The sequence below is a fragment of the Alistipes sp. dk3624 genome, assembly GCF_009557455.1.
Taxonomy (GTDB): domain Bacteria; phylum Bacteroidota; class Bacteroidia; order Bacteroidales; family Rikenellaceae; genus Alistipes_A; species Alistipes_A hominis.
In genome coordinates this window covers 19,748-40,252 of the sequence record NZ_CP045651.1, presented here as the reverse complement: position 1 = coordinate 40,252, position 20,505 = coordinate 19,748, and the positions used below count along the sequence as shown (strand labels likewise).

Sequence of the window (20,505 nt, the reverse complement as noted above, 5' to 3'; positions counted from 1 at the left end):
GAACTTACGAAAGATAACTTTTGTTTCACTAAAAAAATCAAACGTCATGGCAAAGAAAGTAGCTGTCGTGGCCGTCAATCCGGTAAACGGGTTCGGCCTGTTCGAGTACCTGGAAACATTTTATGAAAACGGGATTCCCTGCAAAGTATTCGCCGTAGCGAATTCGAAAGAGATCAAAAGCAATTCGGGCATCGCGCTGGTCGCCGACGACGTGATCGCCCACCTCAAAGGACGCGAAGACGAATTCGACGCCCTGGTATTCGCCTGCGGCGACGCCGTGCCGGTCTTCCAGCAAAACGCGGAGAAACCGTACAACGTCGACCTGATGGCCGTACTGAAAGCATTCGGCGAAAAAGGGAAAATCATGATCGGGCACTGCGCCGCCGCGATGATGTTCGAGTTCGCCGGGATAACCGCCGGCCGGAAACTGGCGCTGCATCCGCTGGCGAAAACCGCCATTCAAAAAGGCAAAGCCACCGACGAAGATTCGGTGACCGACGGCAATTTCTACACGGCCAAAGACGAACACACCATCCGGACGATGCTGCCGAAAGTCGTGGAGGAACTGAAAAAGTAACTACCGGCAACCGGTCGTTCCTCACACGACCATATCCTGAATACGAAACGGGAAGGCGCTCGTCTCACGCCTCCCCGTTTTGTATTCCCGGTTTCGAACGTTACAGGTTTTTCACCGTTTCGACCAACCGGATAAACTCCCGCCGGTATCCCTGCGGATCGTCGTCGAGTCCCCGGCGGGCCAGCGCGATCACATCGTCGTACGTGGCTTTTCCTCGGAAATCCGAATTGCGCAGCAACTGTCCGAACATCGCCACGGCCGAAGCGAAACGGAAATCGGACGACACCCGGTCTCCGCCCGAATCGACCAGGGCGACCTCCATTTTTTTGCTGACGTCTCCGTCCGGCTCCTTGTAACGGAGTTTGACGGTCAGCATCTCGGAATCGGGCCCCGCATAGGACGGAACCGGAGCGGCCGACTGGTATTTCAGCGGATCGACACTACCCGGAACGTTCCCCGCCGCACCCGCCGGAACCACTTCGTAAAGGGCCGTCACGCAGTGCCCGGCGCCAATTTCACCGGCGTCTTTCGTGTCGTCGTTGAAATCTTCCTTGTTCAGCAACCGGCTTTCGTATCCGATCAGACGATAAGTCTGAACCCGAGCCGGGTTGAACTCGATCTGCAATTTCACGTCTTTGGCGACCGTGTGCATCGTCGAACCGAATTCGTTCACCAACACGCGGTTCGCTTCCTGCAGGTCGTCGATATAGGCATGGTTGCCGTTACCCTTTTCGGCCAGCGTTTGCAGCTTTCCGTCCTTGTAATTCCCCATCCCGTAACCGAGAACCGTCAAAAAAACGCCGCTCTGACGCTCCTTCGCGATCAACCGTTCCAGTTCCGCCTCGCTCGAAACGCCGACGTTGAAATCCCCGTCCGTACAAAGGATCACCCGGTTGTTACCGCCGTCGATAAAACTGCGCCGAGCCAGGTCGTAAGCCTTCTGAATCCCCGCGCCGCCGGCCGTCGAACCGCCGGCCTCGAGTTGTTCGAGCGCGTCCCTGATTTTCTGTTTTTCGCTGCCCGGCACGGACTCCAGAACCGTTTTCGCACTGCCGCAGTAAGTAACGATGCCGACGCGGTCTTTGTCGCGCAGGTTGTTGATCAGCAACTTCATCGAAGAAACGACGAGCCCGAGTCGGTCGGGGCCGTACATCGATCCCGAAACATCGATCAGGAACACGAAGTTGGACGCGGGCAAAGCCTCGGAAGCGATCTCCCGCGCCTTGATACCGATCCGCACCAACCGGTGCGCCTCGTTCCACGGGCAAATCCCGGTTTCGGTCGAAATAGCCACCGGATCGTTCCCCTCGGGCTTTTTATAACCATAGGTGAAATAATTGACCATTTCCTCGATCCGCACCGCGTCCTGCGGAGGCGTCTCACCCCTGCCGATCATGCGCCGGAGATTGCCGTAAGAAGCTCCGTCCACGTCGATCGAAAAGGTGGACAGCGGTTCGGACTGCGCCGAACGGAACCGATTTTCGGCAAAGGCGGCGTACGCTTCGCCGTTTCCGGCAACCGGCGCGGGCAGGGGTAGGCCGCAATCCGCGGCGAAAACCGCCCGCGGCATACGCTCCGCCCGCAGGCTCTGTTTCTCCGTCCCGTAACCGACGACTACGCACTCCTCTTCCAGTTGCAAGTTATCGCTCTCGAGAACCACGTGCAGCCGAACCGAATCGGCGGCTACCGAACGGGTCTTATACCCGATATACGAAAAAGTAAGCATACTCCCGCGTTCGACGCCTTTCACCAAAAAATTTCCATTTACGTCGGTAAGCACGCCGTCGGCCGCTCCCGCCCTGACGATTACCCCGAGCAGCGGGGTCCGGTCGGCATCGGTCACCCGTCCGCTCACGTCGATTCGTTCGGCCCGCAGCAGCGGCGCCGCAGCCAGCAGCATAAAAGCCGCAACCAGCGTTTTTCTTAAAATTCCTTTTTTCATAATCCATGTTTTAAGGTTCGTTTGCCTGATAGATGCCTTCCGCACGGAAATTCCATAAATTACCCGGAAATTTTTTGACGAACCGTAAAAATAGCTACCTTTAAAACAAAAACAGGCTTGTTTTTCGCACAGACCCATACCCGGGAACCGGACGACGACGAATTGCTGCGACGGCTTCGCCAAACCGGACAGGATAGCTGCTTCGGCACGCTGTACAGCCGGTATATACCGTTGCTGTACGGCGTATGCCTGAAATACCTGCAAAGGCAGGATCTCGCGGAAGATGCGGTAATGGCGTTGTTCGAAGAGCTGCAACCCAAAATCGCACGGTACGAAATCCGCGAATTCCGGACATGGATTTACAGTGCGGCGAAAAATCACTGCCTGCAGCAGTTGCGTAAAACGAAACGGGAAATTCCGCACGAACCGGACGCGCGATTTATGGAATCGGCGGGAATTACGCATCTATTGGACGAACCGGAAGCGGTATCGCGGAACGAACCGCTGAAAGCCTGCCTCGAGGAACTGCCCGAACCGCAGCGGATCAGCATCCGGCATTTCTTTTTCGAAGAGATGTCCTACGCCGATATCGCCGAAGCGACCGGATGGCACTTGAAAAGCGTCAAAAGCTACATCCAGAACGGGAAACGCAACTTGAAAATCTGCATCGAAAAACGGACGGAACGATGAAACTGATCGATTACATAACCGGAAACCGCAAGGGTAGGGAAGCCCGCCGCATCGAACGCGAAGCGATGGACGATCCGTTCCTGCACGATGCGCTGGAAGGATACGATGCGGTGCCGGGCGATCCGGGCGATGCGATCCGGCGAATGCAGCGCCGGGTGACGGGCGCCGCTGGAAAACTGCGGCGCAGGATTTACTGGAGCGCGGCGGCGGCGCTGTTGCTGTGCGCCGGCGCGGGAGGATACCTGCTGACGCTACGGAATATTCCGATGCAGGAACCGGCGATTGCACTGCGGCAGGATACGCCCGAACGCTCCGTTCCGGCCGATTCCGTCGTACTCGCCGCCGCGACGCCCGAAAAATCCCGCCCGGAGGCAAAAACCGCCGCCGAAACGCCGTCGGTCTATCCGGAAGAGACGCCCGCAGCCGAAGACCGGGCGCCCCTTGCGAAACAAGAGGCAGAATACGCCGAAAACGAAAAATCCCGGCCGGGCGAAACCGTCGCCGGCACTCCGCCGCCGGCTCCTTCCGAAGAAAGCCTTTCGCAGGACGAGGCCGCCCTGCCGGTCGCTGCCGACATCGCCGCCGAACGCAGCGACCGCCCGGAGAAAATGCAATCCTCCGTTCAGGTCTCCCCGGCATCCGATTCCGAAAGAATCTTCCGGAAAATCGGGAGACCCGCATCGGTACGGGGCCGGATCACCGATAGAAACGGCACGCCGCTTATCGGAGCCACCGTCGCTTCCGGACCCGGCAAAGGCACCGTAACCGACAGCGACGGAAATTTCTCGCTATCCAAAATTCCGGGAACCGACACACTGGAAATCAACTACCTGGGATATCGCACCGAAAAAATACCGGCCGACACCTCCCGCCCGATACGGCTCGCATTGCAGGAGGACGACGAGCAATTGACAGAATGCATCGTCGTAGGCTACGGTACGCAGAAACCCGAAGCACGACAGGAAGACGTCCGCAAATCCATCCCCGTCGGCGGACACAAAGCCTATCTCCGGTATCTGGACGAGCGCAAAGTCTATCCGGACGACGGGAACCTACCGCACGGCAAAGTAACTCTCCGTTTCAGGATCGACTCCGCAGGACGCCCCGTCGACATCGAAGTGATCCGCAGCCTGGGTACCGCAGCCGACCGGGAAGCCGTCCGCCTCGTGCGGGAAGGCCCCGACTGGACGCCCGGCAAAGGCTTCGTTCGCCTCGACATCCGGTTCTGACCTCGGACCGAACCGTTTCCCGCGCCGGATGCAACCGCCAAGAGCGACTGTTCCTTTCTCTTTCCGCTTTCACGGGAGCCTCCCGGAATCCCGTTTTCCGGCAGACAGGTCGGAAACTCTTCCGTCCGGGCGGCGTACCCCGCGCTCATTGCCGCCCGCAACGGATTCGTCACCGGAAACCGTCCCGGCATGACGGTCTGCATCGAACGTAAAAATTTCCGCTCCTCAACGAGCGCGTCCGGACATGGTACACGAAACGATACAGTACGTCCCGTTACGCAAAAAAGCCGACCCGTACATACATACGGCCCGGCCTTCGCCCGTTTTCGGCAAAGAACGAATCAGGCTTCCTGCAGGCTTTCGACGATCTCCCGCTGTTCGTTGAAAAATTGCCTCCGCTGGATCTCGCTGCTCTGCGAGATCAGCGTCGAATGACGTTTAAGCGACTGTATCCAGTTTTTCTGAATGTTGCACATGCGCGGATTCTGCGAATCCATCGAGTTGATCGAATAAACACGGAACAGGCAGGCCTGGAAATCGCCCTTCTCGACATACGTGTAAGTCGCCTCGAAATTGATATCCGACAGGTAGATCGCCAGCGAATGTCCCTTGCTGAACTCTCCGGTCATCGTCACGGCTTCCAGTTCCGACAGCAGCAGTCCCAATTCTTTCTTCATATTTCTCACGTCCTCGGCGGAGAGCAGGTCGAGTCCGGCAAAATAACGGATCTCCTTGACGATCGACCGGAATATGTTGTAATCCCAGATAAAACTGGTGTGGGACAACTGCCGGATGCTTGCGCTGAGTTTCCAGTGCATCTGGGGCACTTTGTCCGGCACTTGTAGGTCGGACAGGCTGGCGGGAGGCTTCATTTTACCGTGATGGTAGATCCAGCGGCCCAGACGGAATTTCGAAAGGCATTCGTACGGAGAATAGAACGTAAACGGAATCAGGTTCGAAGCCGTCGCCACGCTCGCCGTCGGATCGTCGCGCAGCAGGTCGAACAATTTCGCGTAACGCACCAGGATTTCGTAATAACTCTCGATCGGATCCCCTGTATGCAGCAGGTTCAGGTCGAACATCGTATCGTTGAGCATCCGGCGTCCGACAATTTTGTCGAGCGAAATGCCCAGATGCTGCGAGATCAGAGAAACCTCTTCGAACGTAAAGGCGACCTCGCCCCGCAGCCTACGGTAAATGGCCTCCTTACCCATACATAGGATCTCCATCAGGGAATTGGCCAGGTTGCTGCCTTTGGGAATCCGTTCCCGCATGACTCCGATCAATTCATTAACCATCTCGTTTTTCATTGTTTTTTGTTTTTGTCGTTCATTAAGTCATTTCATTCTACGCCCGGAAGCGCCGCCCGAACTCGCGGGACGGATCAGCGGCTCCGCGGACCGGAGAAACCGGTATTTTCGGAATCAGGCGCGCGCATCTCCCGCTGTTCCTGCTTGCGCCATCCGCACGCCCGGCTCCCTTTCGCTGCACGATACCCGGCACCGGCAGACTGCCCGTCCGGCGATCGACCGCGCCGTTTTTTTTCCCTCCTTTTCTCATCCATACAAAGATGCGTCTTCCGCTTCGAATAAAAGTTTCCGTATCCGCAGGATTCGAAACGAACGATTTCTAATATTGCACCGCACAAAAAACAGCCGGGCCGCATAATGCAACCCGGCTGCTTTTCAACTACCGTATTTTCGTTTTTCGCAACAAGACGTTCCGCAGAGTTGCGGAAACCCTTACACTACAATTCCGCGATAATCTCGCGCTGTTTTTTAAAGAATTGAATCCGCTGCATTTCCGCGCTCTGGGAAATCAGCGTGGAAAACTTCCGCAGCGAACGGATCCACTCCTTCAAGTTGCCGAACACTTCCGTATCGCGCGATGTAATGGAATTGATCGCGTATATCCGGATCATGCTGACATGGCGGTACTTCGACGCGGCATAACTGTACGTCGCCTCGAAATTGATGTTCGAAATGTAAATATGAACGTCTTTCCCCGATGCGAATTTCCCTTTCATGGCGATCTCCTCCAACTCATCGAGGGATTGGAGCAGTTCGGTTTTCAGTTGAAACACGTTATCTTCGGTCAGCAGGTGGATTTTCGTAAAATATTTGATATCGTTGACCAAGTACTGGAAAATCATGCTGTCCCATATATGGCAGGTCGATTCGAACTGCTGCGCCTCGTCGACGAGTTCCTTTTGCCGCTGCAACAACTTTTCCGGCAGCACCAGATCGTCGTAACAATGGTTCGTGCAGTCGATCTTGTCATGCTGGTACATCCATTTGAACAGCCGGAAACGAGACAACATATCGTACTTCATATAAAGCGTCTGCGGAATGATGTTGGACGAAGTCGCCAGCTCGGACTCGGGCTCTCGTTTCAATTCCCGGAAAATCTTCGCATAACCGTCGATCATCGCGTAATACGTCTCGACCGGATCGGCATAATGCACGATATTGAGCCCGAACAGCGCATTCCCGCCGAAGTTGGCGCCGATCAGCTGATCCAACGATACGCCCAACTTTTGCGAGATCACCGCGGCTTCGGTAAACGTAAAGGGCACTTCGCCCCGCAGCCTCCGGTAAACGGCCTCTTTACCTATATACAGTATATCCATCAACAGGTTCGCCAGGTTGGCTCCCTCCGGAATCTTTTCTTTCATCGACTCGATCAGGCCGGAATTCAGCTTGTCGGTCATCATCATTTCCGTCGTATCCATGTTTTTTACTTTTTAATCCCAAAAAGAAACCGCGAAGGCGATCGCTGCGCCGGTCGGCAAAACAGGGCGGTTCCATCCGGAGCGCGTTGCGAAAATCGCACCGTTCCCGACTCCCGGGTTGTTTTATTAGAAAATATTTGAATTTAAATACTTTATAAACGACACCAATATGCCGTTCTCTGAAAATACATTTGCAGTACCGAAAGGTACGAATAATAATGCTCAAATCAAATCGTAAAATGCGAATAAAACGCAGGTACAGAGGACGGCCGATCCGTTCGGGAATACCGGTTCGGAGATTCCGCCCGTAAAAAAACAACATACGCCACATGAAAAGATATTTCTTCCAAAAACTTCGCAAAGTGCAGTACAAAAATTATTTATGTTTATGAAACGGCGGGCCGTACCCGGCTCGAAAATCAGGCGGACAATCCGTAAGCGGTCCACGTTTACTGTTTTCCCCGACGCCTCGGAACCGATTTGGTTCCGAGGCGTTTTTTCGATTAACGTTTCCCCTCCTGCCTACCACGGCCACGACGACGATCGATACAGGACAACGGATTTTCAGGGAAAGTGCGGTACCGCCGGAGCGGACGCCATCCGAAAATCACCGCCCGATTGGTCTTGAACAGTCTCGAACCGGACAGATGAATGCCGGATTTACTTTGCAGACCAACGTCTACTGAAACGTCCTTCGGGATTTTCGGTTACATACCCAGTTCAATCGAACACGGTCTCCGCTGCATATCGGATTGCAACGGAGACTTTTTTACGAATTATTTTTTACTTTTGCAGTAACGACAGATTTCCTCGGTTTTATTTTCAGTCAATTATTTACGGACAAAAACCCGCCTTATGAAAAAAACAATTCTCCTAATCGCAGTTGTGCTGGCCGCCGGAGTCGTTTCCGGGCAGAAAACCTTTACGTTCGGCCCGAAAGTCGGAATCAACATCGCCGACCTGTACGCTAGTTCCGCCGAGAATACCCGCGACCTGAACGGAACGAAACCCTCGCTGATCGTCGGCGCTTTCGCCGAATACCGCGCGCTGAAATGGCTCGCCGTCTCGGCGGACGTGCTCTATTCCCGGCAGGGTTCCACCGACAAGGCGACGTGGACGGAACGGGGCCCGGGAGGAGGATTCGTAACCGAGTCCGAAGAGTTTAGCTACCGGCTCAATTACCTGAACATTCCGATCCTGGCCAACTTTTACGTAACCAAAGGACTGGCCCTGAAAGCCGGCATCCAACCGGGATTCCTCATCGGTTCCAAACTGCGGGTGCGCAGCAACGACGGACCGTGGGAAACCGCCGACCTCAAAGACGAAAACCTGTTCCGGACGACCGACATCGCCATTCCCGTCGGCCTCTCCTATACCCTCGACTACGGACTGGTAATCGACGCCCGCTACAACTTCTCGCTGAACGACATCGCGACCGATACGTTCAAAGAGGAAATAGCGCAAGAAGGCGGCGACCTGAAAAAAATCAAAAACCGGGTATTTTCGCTGACTCTCGGCTGGAAATTCTAAACCTATCGGGGAAATACTTCCAGAACCGTTTTCTGATACGGGCGGGTGACTTTTGTAAAGTCGCCCGCTTTCTTTATTATTTTCCGGCACGACACGAACGAACGTCGAATTGTTTTGTAAATCAATCGAATATTTTATAAATTTGATACAATCCAATACCATATGCGCTATGGATAGATTTTTGCTGATTTTATGTACGGCAGTTTATCTTGCCTGCCCGCACACCCGTGCCCAAACAGCCCGCGAAAACCGGAACGCTATGCAAGATTCCGGGATACAGTCCTTTTTCGACGCGCAAGCCGCCAAACATCCCGAGAAGCTCTACCTTCATCTGAACCAGCCCTACTACGGGGTCGGAGACACGATCTGGTTCCGGGCCTATCTGACGGATGCCGTATCCCACAGACCCGATACGCTCTCCAATTTCATTTACGTCGATCTGTACGACCGGGCCAAACGTTTGGTGACTTCGAGAAAGATCAAACGCGATTCGATGGGGTTCGCAAACTGCCTCCCGTTGGCCGATACTCTTTTTTCCGGGGAATACACCCTGCGGGCTTATACGGGTTGGATGCTCAATTTCGACGCCTCCGGTTTCTTCCAGAAAAACATCGTGATCGGACAGAATATCTCGAAAGTCCGCCATTCGGTCACTTATACGGACAAGCGTATGGTCGTCCGTTTTCTCGACCGTTACGAACGCCCCCTTTCGAAAAAGGAAGCGTCGTTCGATCTGTACGATAAGAACGGGAAACACCTGGGTTCCGGTACGCAGCGTCTTTCGTCCACGGGCGCCGTACTGGTTCCCCTGCCCGGAGATTCCGCTTCCCGCGGGGCCTATGCCGATATCCGGATTTCGATACGCGAGGATTCCGTTTTCCGCCGTACGGTCTTTATCGAACCGCCCCGCGCATCGTTCGACATCCAGTTCCTTCCCGAAGGGGGCGAACTGGTAGGATCCGACATGCCCCAGATCGTTGCGTTCAGGGCGGTCCGTCCGGACGGCAGTCCTGCGGACGTGCAGGGGTATCTGTTGAACGGCGGCAACGATACCGTAGCCCGCTTCCGCAGCGAGCACGACGGAATGGGCCGTTTCCTGCTCACGCCCCGCGAGAGCGAGAGCTATCGCGCGGTCGCGTTCCTCGATACGCTTTCCGTCTCCGTTTCCCTTCCGGCTGTGCGTGACAACGCCTGCGCTTTGCAGGTCGTTCAGGGAAACCGGGACATTCGTTACCGGATTCTGGGAAAAGTTCCCGCGTCTGGCCTTTTGGTCGGACATACGCGGGGCGTGTGCTGTCTGCTGCACCCGGTAGACGCGCGGCAAAATACAGGAACGATAAGAACCGATTCATTACCGGAAGGTATCCTTCACCTGCTGCTGACAGACTCGACCGGTTGTCCCCGCACCGAACGGTTGGTCTATATCCGCAAACCCGGCAGTACTCCCCGTTTCACCGTCCGCGCCGACAAACCCGCCTACGGAGCCCGCGAGAAGGTGCGGGCGGATATTTCGCTGAAAAGGGGAGAGCAACCCCTCTCCGGACGGTTTTCGGTCAGCGTAACGGATGCGGATGCCGTGAAACCGGATTCCCTGTCCGATCATATATACACTTATCTGTTGCTGACCTCCGATCTGAAGGGATACGTCCACAATCCGGGGTACTATTTTCTGGACGACTCGCCGGCCCGGCAGCACAGCCTTGATTTGGTTATGCTAACGCACGGCTGGCGGCGTTTCCGTACGGACAGTCTGTTCCGCACCGCTCCGTTCAGGCCGAAATTCTTTTTCGAGCACGGACAGTTTTTCTCGGGTCGCGTGAACAATATGTTCGGCAAAGGCGTTGGGGAAGCGACCCTGACGGCGTTCGCCTCCCGGGGCGACGGTCTGGGCGACCGGGCGTTCACTGCCACGACGGACAGTGCGGGACACTTTCTGTTCGAAGGGTTGGATTTTCAGGATACGACGGTATTTCTGATCCCGTTTTACAACAAAAAAGGGAAGATTCCCTACGAGATCCATTTCGAAGACACTTATTACCGTCCGGGGCTTACGCCCCTGGCTCCTTATCAGAGCGAGACAATCAGGGAAAAGCGGCTCGAAGAGGTTCGTCGGGCGTCTCCGCCTCCAACGGGTTTGGACAGTCTTACAACGTACCAGATCGACGAGGTGGTGGTTCATGGCCGTGATCCGAACGCTCCGGCCCTGCGAATCGAAAAGAGACTGCACAAGGATACGGCGCAGTTCGCAAAACTGAGTACGATGTCGCTGGAGAAATATGTACAACACTTTCCGGGAATGAAACAGATGCCTTTGGGATGGTGTATAGATATGGGGGGCAGAATGAGTGTCCCGCTTCAATTCCGCCTGAATGGCGAGGTGATTATGGGTACCGAGTTTTTGAACTTATATACGGTCAGGGACATCGAATACATCCGTACGGTACTCATGCCTATGCCTGGACCTCCGCTGCGGGAGTTTCTTCCGTATCTGCCGATCGGTACCAGCCCGGATTATCCCTGCCGTTTCGAGATTTATCTGAAAGAGGACGCCCAGGGAAAACGCCAGTTCGGCCTGTACAGAACGGTGGGTTATATACCTGGAGCCGAGTTTTACCATCCTGTTTACGACACTCCGGAGCGACTGGCGAATAAAACCCCGGATCGCAGGACGACACTCTATTGGGAACCCTATTTACAACTTGGGAACGACGGCAAGGGTTCGATCGAGTTTTACACCAACGACAAAAACAAGTCTCGTTTGGAAATCGTGATCGAGGGTATCGCGGCGGACGGATCGGTATGCAGAACGCTACAAAGATTGGAGTGATTTTGGCGCATTTGTTTGATTCGGGATACGCCTACGATAGTTTTTCAACGCTTTCCGGCGTGAAATTTATCCCTGAACCGGGAATCAAACGCCGGCAGCCGACAAATAAATTTTAACCGATTGTTATTTTTTTCAGGATATAAATCTTACTTTTGTAAGATATAGCGTTTTTGAAAAAATTTATGAACATCACCCTGATACAGGCCGATCTCGTCTGGAACGATCCGGCCGCCAACCGCAACCGTTTCGAACGGGAAATCTTTGCGGTCGGAGAAACCGACCTCGTCGTACTGCCGGAAATGTTCCCGACCGGGTTCTGCACCCGCCCGCGCGAAGCCGCCGAACCGGACGGAGGGCCGACTCTGGCATGGATGCGACGGACGGCCCGGAAGAAAGGAGCCGCGTTGGCCGGCAGCGTAGCCGTAGAACAGGACGGCCGCTACTTCAACCGGTTCTATTTCGTCCGTCCCGACGGTGCGACGGTACATTACGACAAACGCCACCTCTTCACTTACGGCGGCGAGCACAAGGAATACACCGGCGGAGACCGGCGCGTGATCGCGGAATACAAAGGCTGGCGCATCCTGCTGCAAGTCTGTTACGACCTGCGGTTCCCGGTCTGGTCGCGCAACCGGGACGACTACGACATGATTCTCTACGTAGCCAGCTGGCCGACGCCGCGCGTAGAAGCCTGGAACGCGCTGCTCAAAGCGCGGGCGATCGAAAACGTCTGCTACGTGGCCGGGGTCAACCGGGTGGGAGACGATCCGAACTGCAACTACTGCGGAGGGACTGTACTGCTCGACTTCCTCGGCAAACCGCTGGCCGATGCCGGCACGGGCGGACAGCCGGCGACGCTCTCCGCCGAAGCGGACAAAATCTCCCTGACGACCTTCCGCGAAAAATTCCCGGCGCTTCAGGACGCCGATCCTTTCACACTGAATATCTAACAGCTAACCTCACACGATCAATATGGAAGAAAAATTATTGCTGCTGGGTGACCAGGCCGTCGCATTGGGAGCCATTCATGCCGGGATTACCGGCGTGTACGCCTACCCGGGAACTCCCTCGACGGAGATCACCGAATATATCCAGACCTCGGAACTGGCCACGCTGCGCGGCGTGCATAGCCGTTGGTGCACCAACGAAAAAACGGCGATGGAAGCCGCTCTGGGCGTCTCTTACGTCGGCAAGCGGGCGCTCGTCTGCATGAAGCACGTGGGCCTGAACGTAGCCGCCGACGCTTTCGTCAACTCGGCCGTAACCGGCACCAACGGCGGATTGGTCGTCCTCGTGGCCGACGACCCGTCGATGCACTCGTCGCAAAACGAACAGGACTCCCGCTTCTACGGCAAATTCGCATTCACGCCGATGCTGGAACCTTCGTCGCAGCAAGAAGCCTACGACATGATGTCCTATGCGTTCGATCTTTCCGAACAGCACAAACTGCCTGTACTGATGCGTATTACCACGCGGATGGCGCATTCGCGGGCCGTCATTAGCCCGGGCCGCATCCGCGAACAGAACGAGCTCGGTTTCCCGGACGACGCGGCGCACTGGGTGCTGCTGCCCGTCAACGCACGCAGGTGCTACGGCGAATTGCTGGGACAACAGCCCGCACTGGAAGCGCTCGCCGCCGAATCATCCTACAACAGCTATACCGACGGCCCGAACCGGAAAACGGGCGTAATCGCCTGCGGTATCGGCTACAACTACCTGATGGAGAACTTTCCGGCAGGATGCGATTTCCCGGTACTGAAACTGTCCCAGTATCCGCTGCCGAAAACGCTGGTGCGCCGTATGGCCGAAACCTGCGACGAAATCCTCGTACTGGAAGACGGACAGCCGTTCGTGGAGGAACAACTGCGCGGCGTACTGCCTACCGCCGTCCGTATCCGCGGACGCCTCAGCAACGATGTGCCCCGCACCGGGGAGCTGACCCCGGACAATGTCAAACAGGCGCTGGGACTGGAATCGGCGCCCGGTTTCGCCCCGAGCGAACACGTAACCCCGCGTCCGCCGGCGCTGTGTTCGGGCTGCGGGCACCGCGACACGTACGACGCGCTGAACCGCGTGGTGCGCGAATACAAGGATTACCGGGTATTCAGCGACATCGGATGCTACACGCTCGGAGCGCTGCCCCCGTTCCGCGCCATCCACTCCTGCGTCGACATGGGAGCCTCGATCACGATGGCTAAAGGCGCTGCGGACGCCGGCCTGTGGCCTGCCGTAGCGGTCATCGGCGACTCAACGTTCACCCATTCGGGCATCACCGGCCTGCTGGACGCGGTCAATTCGAACGCCAACATCACCGTCGTGATTTCCGACAACCTGACCACGGCGATGACCGGCGGCCAGGACTCCGCGGGGACGAACAAGCTCGAAGCGATTTGCCTCGGAGTAGGGGTCGATCCGGCCCACGTGCGCGTGGTGGTTCCGCTGCCGAAAAATATGGACGAGATCACCGCCATCCTGCGCGAAGAGATCGAATACCGGGGCGTCTCGGTCATCATCCCGCGCCGCGAATGCATCCAGACCCTCAAACGGCACCACAAGGAAGCCCGACAAAACAAAACGACCAAATCTTGAAACCTATGAAACTAGATATCATTCTGTCCGGAGTAGGGGGCCAGGGCATCCTCTCGATCGCAGCGATCATCGGCGAAGCGGCCCTGGAAGAAAAGTTGCATATCAAGCAAGCCGAAGTGCACGGCATGAGCCAGCGGGGCGGCGACGTACAATCGAACCTGCGGATCTCGTCCGAACCGATCCGTTCCGACCTGATCGCCCGCGGCGGGGCCGACCTGATCCTGTCGCTCGAACCGATGGAAGCGCTGCGCTACCTGCCTTACCTGTCCGACACGGGCTGGATCGTGACCAACGCCGCGCCTTTCGTCAACATTCCGAACTACCCGCAGGTAGACGACCTGCTGGCCGACCTGAAACGCTTGCCGCGCGTCATCCTGCTCGACGTGGATGCGCTGGCCAAAGAGAACAACGTCCCGCGCGCCGCCAATGTCGTGCTGCTGGGCGCCGCGTCGCCGATCCTGGGCATCGGGATCGAAAAAATCGAAGACGGTATCCGCCGCTTTTTCGGACGCAAAGGCGACGACGTAGTCGCGATGAACCTCAAAGCGCTGGCATGCGGCCGAGAAGCCGCCGAGCACATCATGCGGAAACATCTGTAAAAAAGCGAAAACGAAAAACATGCAAAATAGCGTATTCAGTCGACAACTGGTCGAATCGATCGTCGACGAGCTGAAGATCACCGACCTGGCACAGGCCACGATCGGACAGGTAGTGCTGCTGGCCTCGGCCCTGGAGCAGCGCACGGGCATCCCTTTCATCCGGATGGACCAGGGCGTACCGGGCCTGAGCCCCAACCAGGTAGGAATCGCCGCCGAAAAAGCGGCGCTCGACACCGGTATCGCAGCCATCTACCCGGCCGCCGAAGGCGTTCCGGAGCTCAAACGCGAAACCTCGCGCTTCGTAAAGGCCTTCCTGAACGTAGACATCACGCCGGAAGCCTGTATTCCGACTACCGGATCGGTCGCGGGATCGTTCGGCTCGTTCATCGTCACGAGCCAGTGCTCGCCCGGTAAGGATACCGTGTTGTTCATCGACCCGGGATTCCCGATCCAGAAATCGCAATTGAAAATATTGGGTGTCAAATACCGCCAGTTCGACATTTTCAACTATCGGGGAGCAGCGTTGCGCGATAAGCTGGAAAGCTTTCTGAAAGAGGGAAATATCTCGGCGATCATCTATTCGAACCCGAACAATCCGGCCTGGATCTGCCTCGAAGAGGAGGAATTGCAGATTATCGGCGAGCTGGCCACGCAGTACGACACGATCGTGCTCGAAGACCTGGCCTACTTCGCGATGGATTTCCGACGCGATCTGAGCCGTCCGTTCGAACCTCCTTTCCAGGCGACCGTAGCGCGTTACACCGACAACTACATGCTGATGTTGTCGGCCTCGAAAATATTCAGCTATGCCGGCCAGCGAATGGCCGTCGTATGTATTTCCGACAAACTCTTCAACCGCCGTTACCCGGCCCTGGCCGAACGCTACAACGGAGCCGGACTTTTCGGCAACACGTTTACCAACGCGATCATGTACATGATCACTTCCGGCGCCAGCCATTCGGTACAGTTCGGCCTCGCGGCGATGTACAAAGCGGCCTGCGACGGACAGATCGATTTCGTGGCCGACACGATGGAATACGGCCGGCGGGCGGAAAAGATGAAGCGGCTTTTCTGCGAAAACGGCTTTCACGTCGTATACGACAAGGACGTCGAGCAACCGATCGGCGACGGATTCTTCTTCACGATCGGCTACCCGGGAATGACTTCGGGCGAACTGATGCGCGAACTGCTCTACTACGGGATCAGCTCGATCACGCTGAATACCACGGGCAGCCTGCAGGAAGGCATCCGCGCCTGCACGTCGCGGATGACGGACGAACTGTTCGACATCCTCGAACAGCGACTCAAAGCCTTCAAAACCGACCACCCGCTGTAACCTGAAAACCGAATGAAAACCCACCGCATCGCCGGATGCGGAATATCTACAAAATTATGATCTGGAATCAAACGAAGGAGTGTATGGACCGCGAACAGATGCGGTTGCTACAAGGAGCCCGGCTCAAAAAGCTGGTGCACCGGGTTTACCACCATACCCCTTTCTACCGCGACAAAATGCAGCAGATGGGCCTTACGCCCGACGACATCGACACGATCGACGACATCGTCAAACTGCCTTTCACTACCAAGCAGGATCTGCGGGACAATTACCCGTACGGGCTGTTCGCCGCCCCCCAATCGGAGATCGTCCGGCTGCACGCCTCGTCCGGGACGACCGGCAAACCCACGGTGGTCGGTTACACGCACCGCGATCTTTCGATCTGGTCGGAGTCGATCGCACGCTGCCTGACGGCTTTCGGCACCACGCGCGACGACCTGTTCACGGTCGCCTACGGCTACGGCCTTTTCACGGGCGGACTGGGTCTGCACTACGGGGTGGAACACCTCGGAGCGACCGTCATCCCGATGTCTACGGGCAATACGGCCAAGCACATCCAACTGATGCACGACTGCGGCTCCACCGCGCTGGCCTGCACGCCGTCTTACGCCCTGTACCTGGCCGAACAAATCATCAAGTCGGGTATTCCGCGCAGCGAATTTCGGCTGCGTACCTGCATTCTCGGCGGAGAACCGTGGACCGAAAACATGCGCCGCGAGATCGAAGCGAAGCTGGGCGTCGATGCGTACAATATATACGGGCTCAGCGAGATCATGGGGCCCGGAGTATCGTACGAATGCCGCTGCAAATCGGGTTCGCACATCGTCGAAGACCATTTTTATCCGGAAATCATCGATTCGAACACGTTGGAACCGCAGCCCGCCGGCGGGCAGGGCGAGCTGGTGCTCACGACCCTGACCAAAGAGGGTATGCCGCTGTTGCGCTACCGCACCAAAGACCTCTGTTCGCTGACCTACGAACCCTGCGCCTGCGGACGCACGAACGTCCGGATGAGCCGTATCGTCGGCCGCAGCGACGACATGCTGATCATCCGCGGCGTGAACGTTTTCCCGTCCCAGGTCGAAAGCGTGGTACTGGAATTGCCGGAATTCGAACCGCACTATCAGTTGGTGGTCGACCGGGTCAACAACCTCGACACGCTGCAGGTGCAGGTCGAAGTGCGCGAAGCATTCTATTCGGACGAGATCAGCCAGATGATGGCGCTCAAAAAACGGATCGCCGACCGTCTGCACAGCGTGCTGGGCATCGGGGCCGACATCCGTCTGATGGAACCGCACAGCATCGAGCGCAGCGAAGGCAAAAGCAAACGGGTGATCGATAAACGCGTACTCAAATAGACAAACCTTAAAAACTGGATAATCATGACGATCAAACAATTATCGGTATTTCTGGAAAACAAGACGGGACGCATCAACGACGTGGCCCGCATCCTGGGCGAACACGGCATCAACATGTATGCGTTCAGCATGGCGGAGACCGCCGATTTCGGTATTCTGCGGATGATCGTCTCCGACGTCGAAGCGGCCAAACGGGTGCTTCGCGAAGCTAAATTCGCGGTGACGCTCACCGACGTGGTGGGAATCAACTGCCCCAACACGCCGGGCTCGCTCTCTCCGGTGCTGGATATTCTGGCCCGCGAGCAGGTCTTCATCGAATATATGTACGCCTTTTCCGAAGGGGAACTGGCCAGCGTGATCATCCGTCCTACGGACGTGGCCAAATGTATCGAAACGCTCAACCGGTGCAAATGTCGTTTGGTTTCGTTCCGTTCCGAATAAACGGGCAGCGGCTCCAATATATCGAAAAACGACAAAAAGCGGATGAAAAATCATCCGCTTTTTGTTATTCCGCACTTCCGGCAATCGACCCGGTACGATTCGGCGTAAAACGCTCCTGTAGTGATCGTAAAGATTCTCCGGCCGCATTTAATTCCATCCGGAAAAACTTTTTGTATATCAACGGATAAAATATTGACATGCAGGAAAGACGAAAAGACACAGTAAATCGGAAAAAGTTTCTAAATTTGCACCGATTGTACTTACACATTCCTGTGAATGAAAAAACTCCTGCTCCCGTTCTTCTGCATGTCCTGCGTATCGGCCATAAGCGCCCAAAATATTCCGGAAGATGCGGACACCCTGTCCATCGGACTGAAAGAGGTGAAAGTAATGGCTTCCTACGGACATGACAAAGGCGTCGAGCCGGTCGTACTGTCGACGATCAGCGCGAAAGACATCGCGACCAAACTGAGCAATCAGGAATTTCCCGAAATCATGAAATCCACGCCGTCGATTTATGCGACCAAGCAGGGAGGAGGCTTCGGCGATTCGCGGCTGATGCTGCGCGGCTTCGGTTCGGAAAACATCGCCGTGCTGATCAACGGCATCCCGGTCAACGGCATGGAGAACGGAAGCGTCTATTGGTCGAACTGGTCGGGACTGGCCGACGTTACGAACAGCATCCAGGTACAGCGCGGTATCGGGCTCTCCAAACTGGGTCTCTTTTCGGTCGGCGGGACGGTCAATATCGTCACCCAGAGCACCGAAGTCAACCGGCAGGGTTCCGTGTATTACGGCATCGGGAACGACCGTTACCAGAAAATGGGCTTCAACCTCTCTTCGGGTCTGCTTCCGAAAGGGTGGGCCTTCTCGATCATGGGAACCCGCACGACGGGCGACGGATACGTAAAAGGAACGAATTTCGAAGCTTGGAGCTATTTTGCGAACGTTTCGAAAAAATTCGGACGCAACCACATCCTGTCGCTGACGGCCTTCGGCGCGCCGCAGTGGCATAACCGGCGCAGCAACAAACAGTCGATCGAAGATTACGACCTCCATAAAGACGGCATCCGGATGAATACCTGTTACGGTTATATCAACGGACAGATCGTTCCGACCTATTCGGGCTATAACGAATACCACAAGCCGCAAATCTCGCTGAACCATTTCTGGCAGATCAACGGCAAATCCACGCTGTCGACCTCCGTTTATGTCTCCAATGCGACGGGAGGAGGCCGAAAAGTGTACGGCAAAGACGCCAACCGCCTGCAATACAATTATAAGACCGGACGGCCCAACGAAAACACTTCGCTGACCCCGGACGGACTGATCGACTACCTGCCGGTGATGGAAGACAACAAAAACTCCGACCACGGTTCGGACGCCATCTTCACGATGGGAACCAACTCGCACGATTGGTACGGGTTGCTGTCCACCTATACGAACGAACTGTCGAAATCGCTCAAACTGACGGTCGGTATCGACGGGCGTTATTATAAAGGCTATCACTACGACAAGATTTCGGATCTGCTGGGAGGCGCCTACTACAAGGACAACAAACTCGCATGGCGCGATCCGGACACGAAACTGCGGGAAGGCGACAAAGTCAACCAGGACTATCTCAGCAAAATCCTGTGGATGGGGGCTTTCGCCCAGTTGGAATACAACCGGGAGCACTACAAGGCATTCGTCTCGACCTCCGTGACCAGTCACTCCTACAAACGCGAAGATCCCGGAAAATACGGGACGTACGGCAACCAGGAGACCTATCCCGTTGCAAACGTAAAAACCCCGTGGAGCAATTTCGTGCCGTTCAGCGTGAAAGCCGGTTTCAACTACCGCTTCAACGGAATGCACAACGTATTCGTCAACGGCGGCTACGTAACCAAAGCGCCGATGATGGACAACATCTTCGTAGACAACACGCCGCTGTCGAACCCGATCCCCGAAAAAATCGCGACGGGCGAAATCGGCTACGGATTCAATTACCGGACGCTGAGCGTCATGCTGAACGGTTACTACACCCAATGGATGGACAAAAGCGTGACCAAGGCGATCGGCAGTTGGAACGGCCCCAGAGCCTGTATCCCGAACATCGACGCACGGCATATGGGTATCGAACTGGAAGCGAGCTACCAGCCGCTCGAATGGCTGCGGGTGTACGGCTTCTTTACGATCGGTGACTGGCGCTGGACCAACGACGTGAATTTCACCCTGTTCAACGAGCAGAACGAAAAAATCGGGGAATACCACGCCTACATCAAGAACCTGCATGTCGGCAACGCGCCGCAGACGAGCGCGATGCTGGGGCTCAGTTGTATGCCGGTATCGGGACTGACCCTCGGCGTCGACTTCAACTACTACGGGCGCCACTATGCCGATTTCGCCGCAGCCGACCGCACGGATGAAAAAGACAGGGCGGAAGCCTGGAAGCTGCCGGATTATTCGACGGTCGACCTGAACCTCAATTACGATTTCAAAATGGGTACTTTTCGGGGGCAGCTTTTCGGCAACGTGAACAACCTGTTCAACCGGAAATACATATCCGACGCACTGGACGGATCGGATCATACGCGGGAAACCGCCGTCGTATGGTACGGATTCGGCATTACCTGGACAGCCGGCCTCAGGATATCGTTTTAACCAAATCGGGGAA

Annotated in this window: 15 protein-coding genes; 12 read left to right on the top strand and 3 right to left on the bottom strand. The window is 56.0% G+C overall.

Annotated features, from left to right (window positions below):
• The first annotated feature begins 46 nt into the window (after positions 1-46).
• Positions 47-577, top strand: coding sequence for a DJ-1/PfpI family protein (locus tag GFH31_RS00155; protein WP_055204054.1), 531 nt, complete (start codon positions 47-49; stop codon positions 575-577).
• A 100-nt stretch (positions 578-677) separates the two neighbouring features.
• Here the strand turns inward: GFH31_RS00155 and GFH31_RS00150 are convergent, their stop codons facing one another.
• Entirely contained in the window at positions 678-2,519 is a 1,842-nt protein-coding gene (locus GFH31_RS00150; protein ID WP_153498030.1) for a vWA domain-containing protein, read from the bottom strand.
• Positions 2,520-2,636: 117 nt separating this feature from the next.
• Between GFH31_RS00150 and GFH31_RS00145 the strand changes: the two genes are divergently transcribed.
• Positions 2,637-3,209 carry an RNA polymerase sigma factor gene (locus tag GFH31_RS00145; protein WP_101570722.1) on the top strand — a complete coding sequence of 191 codons (573 nt, stop codon included), beginning with the start codon at positions 2,637-2,639 and terminating at the stop codon, positions 3,207-3,209.
• Positions 3,206-4,438 (top strand): energy transducer TonB, encoded by a 1,233-nt coding sequence (locus GFH31_RS00140; protein WP_172970764.1) that lies wholly within the window; start codon positions 3,206-3,208, stop codon positions 4,436-4,438. The genes GFH31_RS00145 and GFH31_RS00140 overlap by 4 nt, the downstream gene beginning before the upstream one ends.
• Before the next feature lie 341 nt (positions 4,439-4,779).
• Here the strand turns inward: GFH31_RS00140 and GFH31_RS00135 are convergent, their stop codons facing one another.
• Positions 4,780-5,748: a hypothetical protein gene (locus GFH31_RS00135; protein ID WP_153498028.1), complete on the bottom strand. Its 969-nt coding sequence runs from the start codon at positions 5,746-5,748 to the stop codon at positions 4,780-4,782.
• A gap of 437 nt (positions 5,749-6,185) precedes the next feature.
• Positions 6,186-7,151, bottom strand: a complete 966-nt coding sequence (locus tag GFH31_RS00130; RefSeq protein ID WP_055204541.1) for a hypothetical protein — start codon at positions 7,149-7,151, stop codon at positions 6,186-6,188.
• An 873-nt stretch (positions 7,152-8,024) separates the two neighbouring features.
• Here GFH31_RS00130 and GFH31_RS00125 point away from each other — a divergent pair.
• The 9 genes from GFH31_RS00125 (at position 8,025) to GFH31_RS00085 (ending at position 20,492) form a co-directional block, all read left to right on the top strand.
• The gene (locus GFH31_RS00125) at positions 8,025-8,699 is read left to right on the top strand and encodes a porin family protein (RefSeq protein WP_101570731.1); all 675 of its coding nucleotides are present in this window, start codon (positions 8,025-8,027) and stop codon (positions 8,697-8,699) included.
• Between the two features lie 259 nt (positions 8,700-8,958).
• A complete protein-coding gene (locus tag GFH31_RS00120) occupies positions 8,959-11,526 on the top strand; it encodes a hypothetical protein (RefSeq protein WP_153498027.1) in 2,568 nt (855 codons plus the stop codon).
• Between the two features lie 182 nt (positions 11,527-11,708).
• Positions 11,709-12,476 carry an amidohydrolase gene (locus tag GFH31_RS00115; protein ID WP_055204037.1) on the top strand — a complete coding sequence of 256 codons (768 nt, stop codon included), beginning with the start codon at positions 11,709-11,711 and terminating at the stop codon, positions 12,474-12,476.
• Between the two features lie 22 nt (positions 12,477-12,498).
• Positions 12,499-14,115 (top strand): thiamine pyrophosphate-dependent enzyme, encoded by a 1,617-nt coding sequence (locus tag GFH31_RS00110; RefSeq protein WP_055204036.1) that lies wholly within the window; start codon positions 12,499-12,501, stop codon positions 14,113-14,115.
• Between the two features lie 5 nt (positions 14,116-14,120).
• Positions 14,121-14,714 carry an indolepyruvate oxidoreductase subunit beta gene (locus GFH31_RS00105; protein ID WP_101570735.1) on the top strand — a complete coding sequence of 198 codons (594 nt, stop codon included), beginning with the start codon at positions 14,121-14,123 and terminating at the stop codon, positions 14,712-14,714.
• Positions 14,715-14,733: 19 nt separating this feature from the next.
• Entirely contained in the window at positions 14,734-16,050 is a 1,317-nt protein-coding gene (locus tag GFH31_RS00100; protein WP_101570738.1) for an aminotransferase class I/II-fold pyridoxal phosphate-dependent enzyme, read from the top strand.
• A gap of 56 nt (positions 16,051-16,106) precedes the next feature.
• Positions 16,107-17,408: a phenylacetate--CoA ligase family protein gene (locus GFH31_RS00095; RefSeq protein WP_118458662.1), complete on the top strand. Its 1,302-nt coding sequence runs from the start codon at positions 16,107-16,109 to the stop codon at positions 17,406-17,408.
• Positions 17,409-17,432: 24 nt separating this feature from the next.
• Positions 17,433-17,849, top strand: a complete 417-nt coding sequence (locus tag GFH31_RS00090; protein ID WP_055204030.1) for an ACT domain-containing protein — start codon at positions 17,433-17,435, stop codon at positions 17,847-17,849.
• 276 nt (positions 17,850-18,125) lie between these two features.
• On the top strand, positions 18,126-20,492 hold the full coding sequence (locus tag GFH31_RS00085; RefSeq protein ID WP_153498026.1) for a TonB-dependent receptor: 2,367 nt from the start codon (positions 18,126-18,128) through the stop codon (positions 20,490-20,492).
• The last annotated feature ends 13 nt before the right edge of the window (positions 20,493-20,505 follow it).

Coding starts and splice junctions, on each gene's coding strand:
- GFH31_RS00140 (WP_172970764.1), top strand. CDS start 3,206: ATGAAACTGATCGATTACATAACCGGAAACCGCAAGGGTAGGGAAGCC.
- GFH31_RS00100 (WP_101570738.1), top strand. CDS start 14,734: ATGCAAAATAGCGTATTCAGTCGACAACTGGTCGAATCGATCGTCGAC.
- GFH31_RS00115 (WP_055204037.1), top strand. CDS start 11,709: ATGAACATCACCCTGATACAGGCCGATCTCGTCTGGAACGATCCGGCC.
- GFH31_RS00120 (WP_153498027.1), top strand. CDS start 8,959: ATGCAAGATTCCGGGATACAGTCCTTTTTCGACGCGCAAGCCGCCAAA.
- GFH31_RS00095 (WP_118458662.1), top strand. CDS start 16,107: ATGATCTGGAATCAAACGAAGGAGTGTATGGACCGCGAACAGATGCGG.
- GFH31_RS00090 (WP_055204030.1), top strand. CDS start 17,433: ATGACGATCAAACAATTATCGGTATTTCTGGAAAACAAGACGGGACGC.
- GFH31_RS00110 (WP_055204036.1), top strand. CDS start 12,499: ATGGAAGAAAAATTATTGCTGCTGGGTGACCAGGCCGTCGCATTGGGA.
- GFH31_RS00105 (WP_101570735.1), top strand. CDS start 14,121: ATGAAACTAGATATCATTCTGTCCGGAGTAGGGGGCCAGGGCATCCTC.
- GFH31_RS00155 (WP_055204054.1), top strand. CDS start 47: ATGGCAAAGAAAGTAGCTGTCGTGGCCGTCAATCCGGTAAACGGGTTC.
- GFH31_RS00130 (WP_055204541.1), bottom strand. CDS start 7,151: ATGATGACCGACAAGCTGAATTCCGGCCTGATCGAGTCGATGAAAGAA.
- GFH31_RS00150 (WP_153498030.1), bottom strand. CDS start 2,519: ATGAAAAAAGGAATTTTAAGAAAAACGCTGGTTGCGGCTTTTATGCTG.
- GFH31_RS00135 (WP_153498028.1), bottom strand. CDS start 5,748: ATGAAAAACGAGATGGTTAATGAATTGATCGGAGTCATGCGGGAACGG.
- GFH31_RS00125 (WP_101570731.1), top strand. CDS start 8,025: ATGAAAAAAACAATTCTCCTAATCGCAGTTGTGCTGGCCGCCGGAGTC.
- GFH31_RS00085 (WP_153498026.1), top strand. CDS start 18,126: ATGAAAAAACTCCTGCTCCCGTTCTTCTGCATGTCCTGCGTATCGGCC.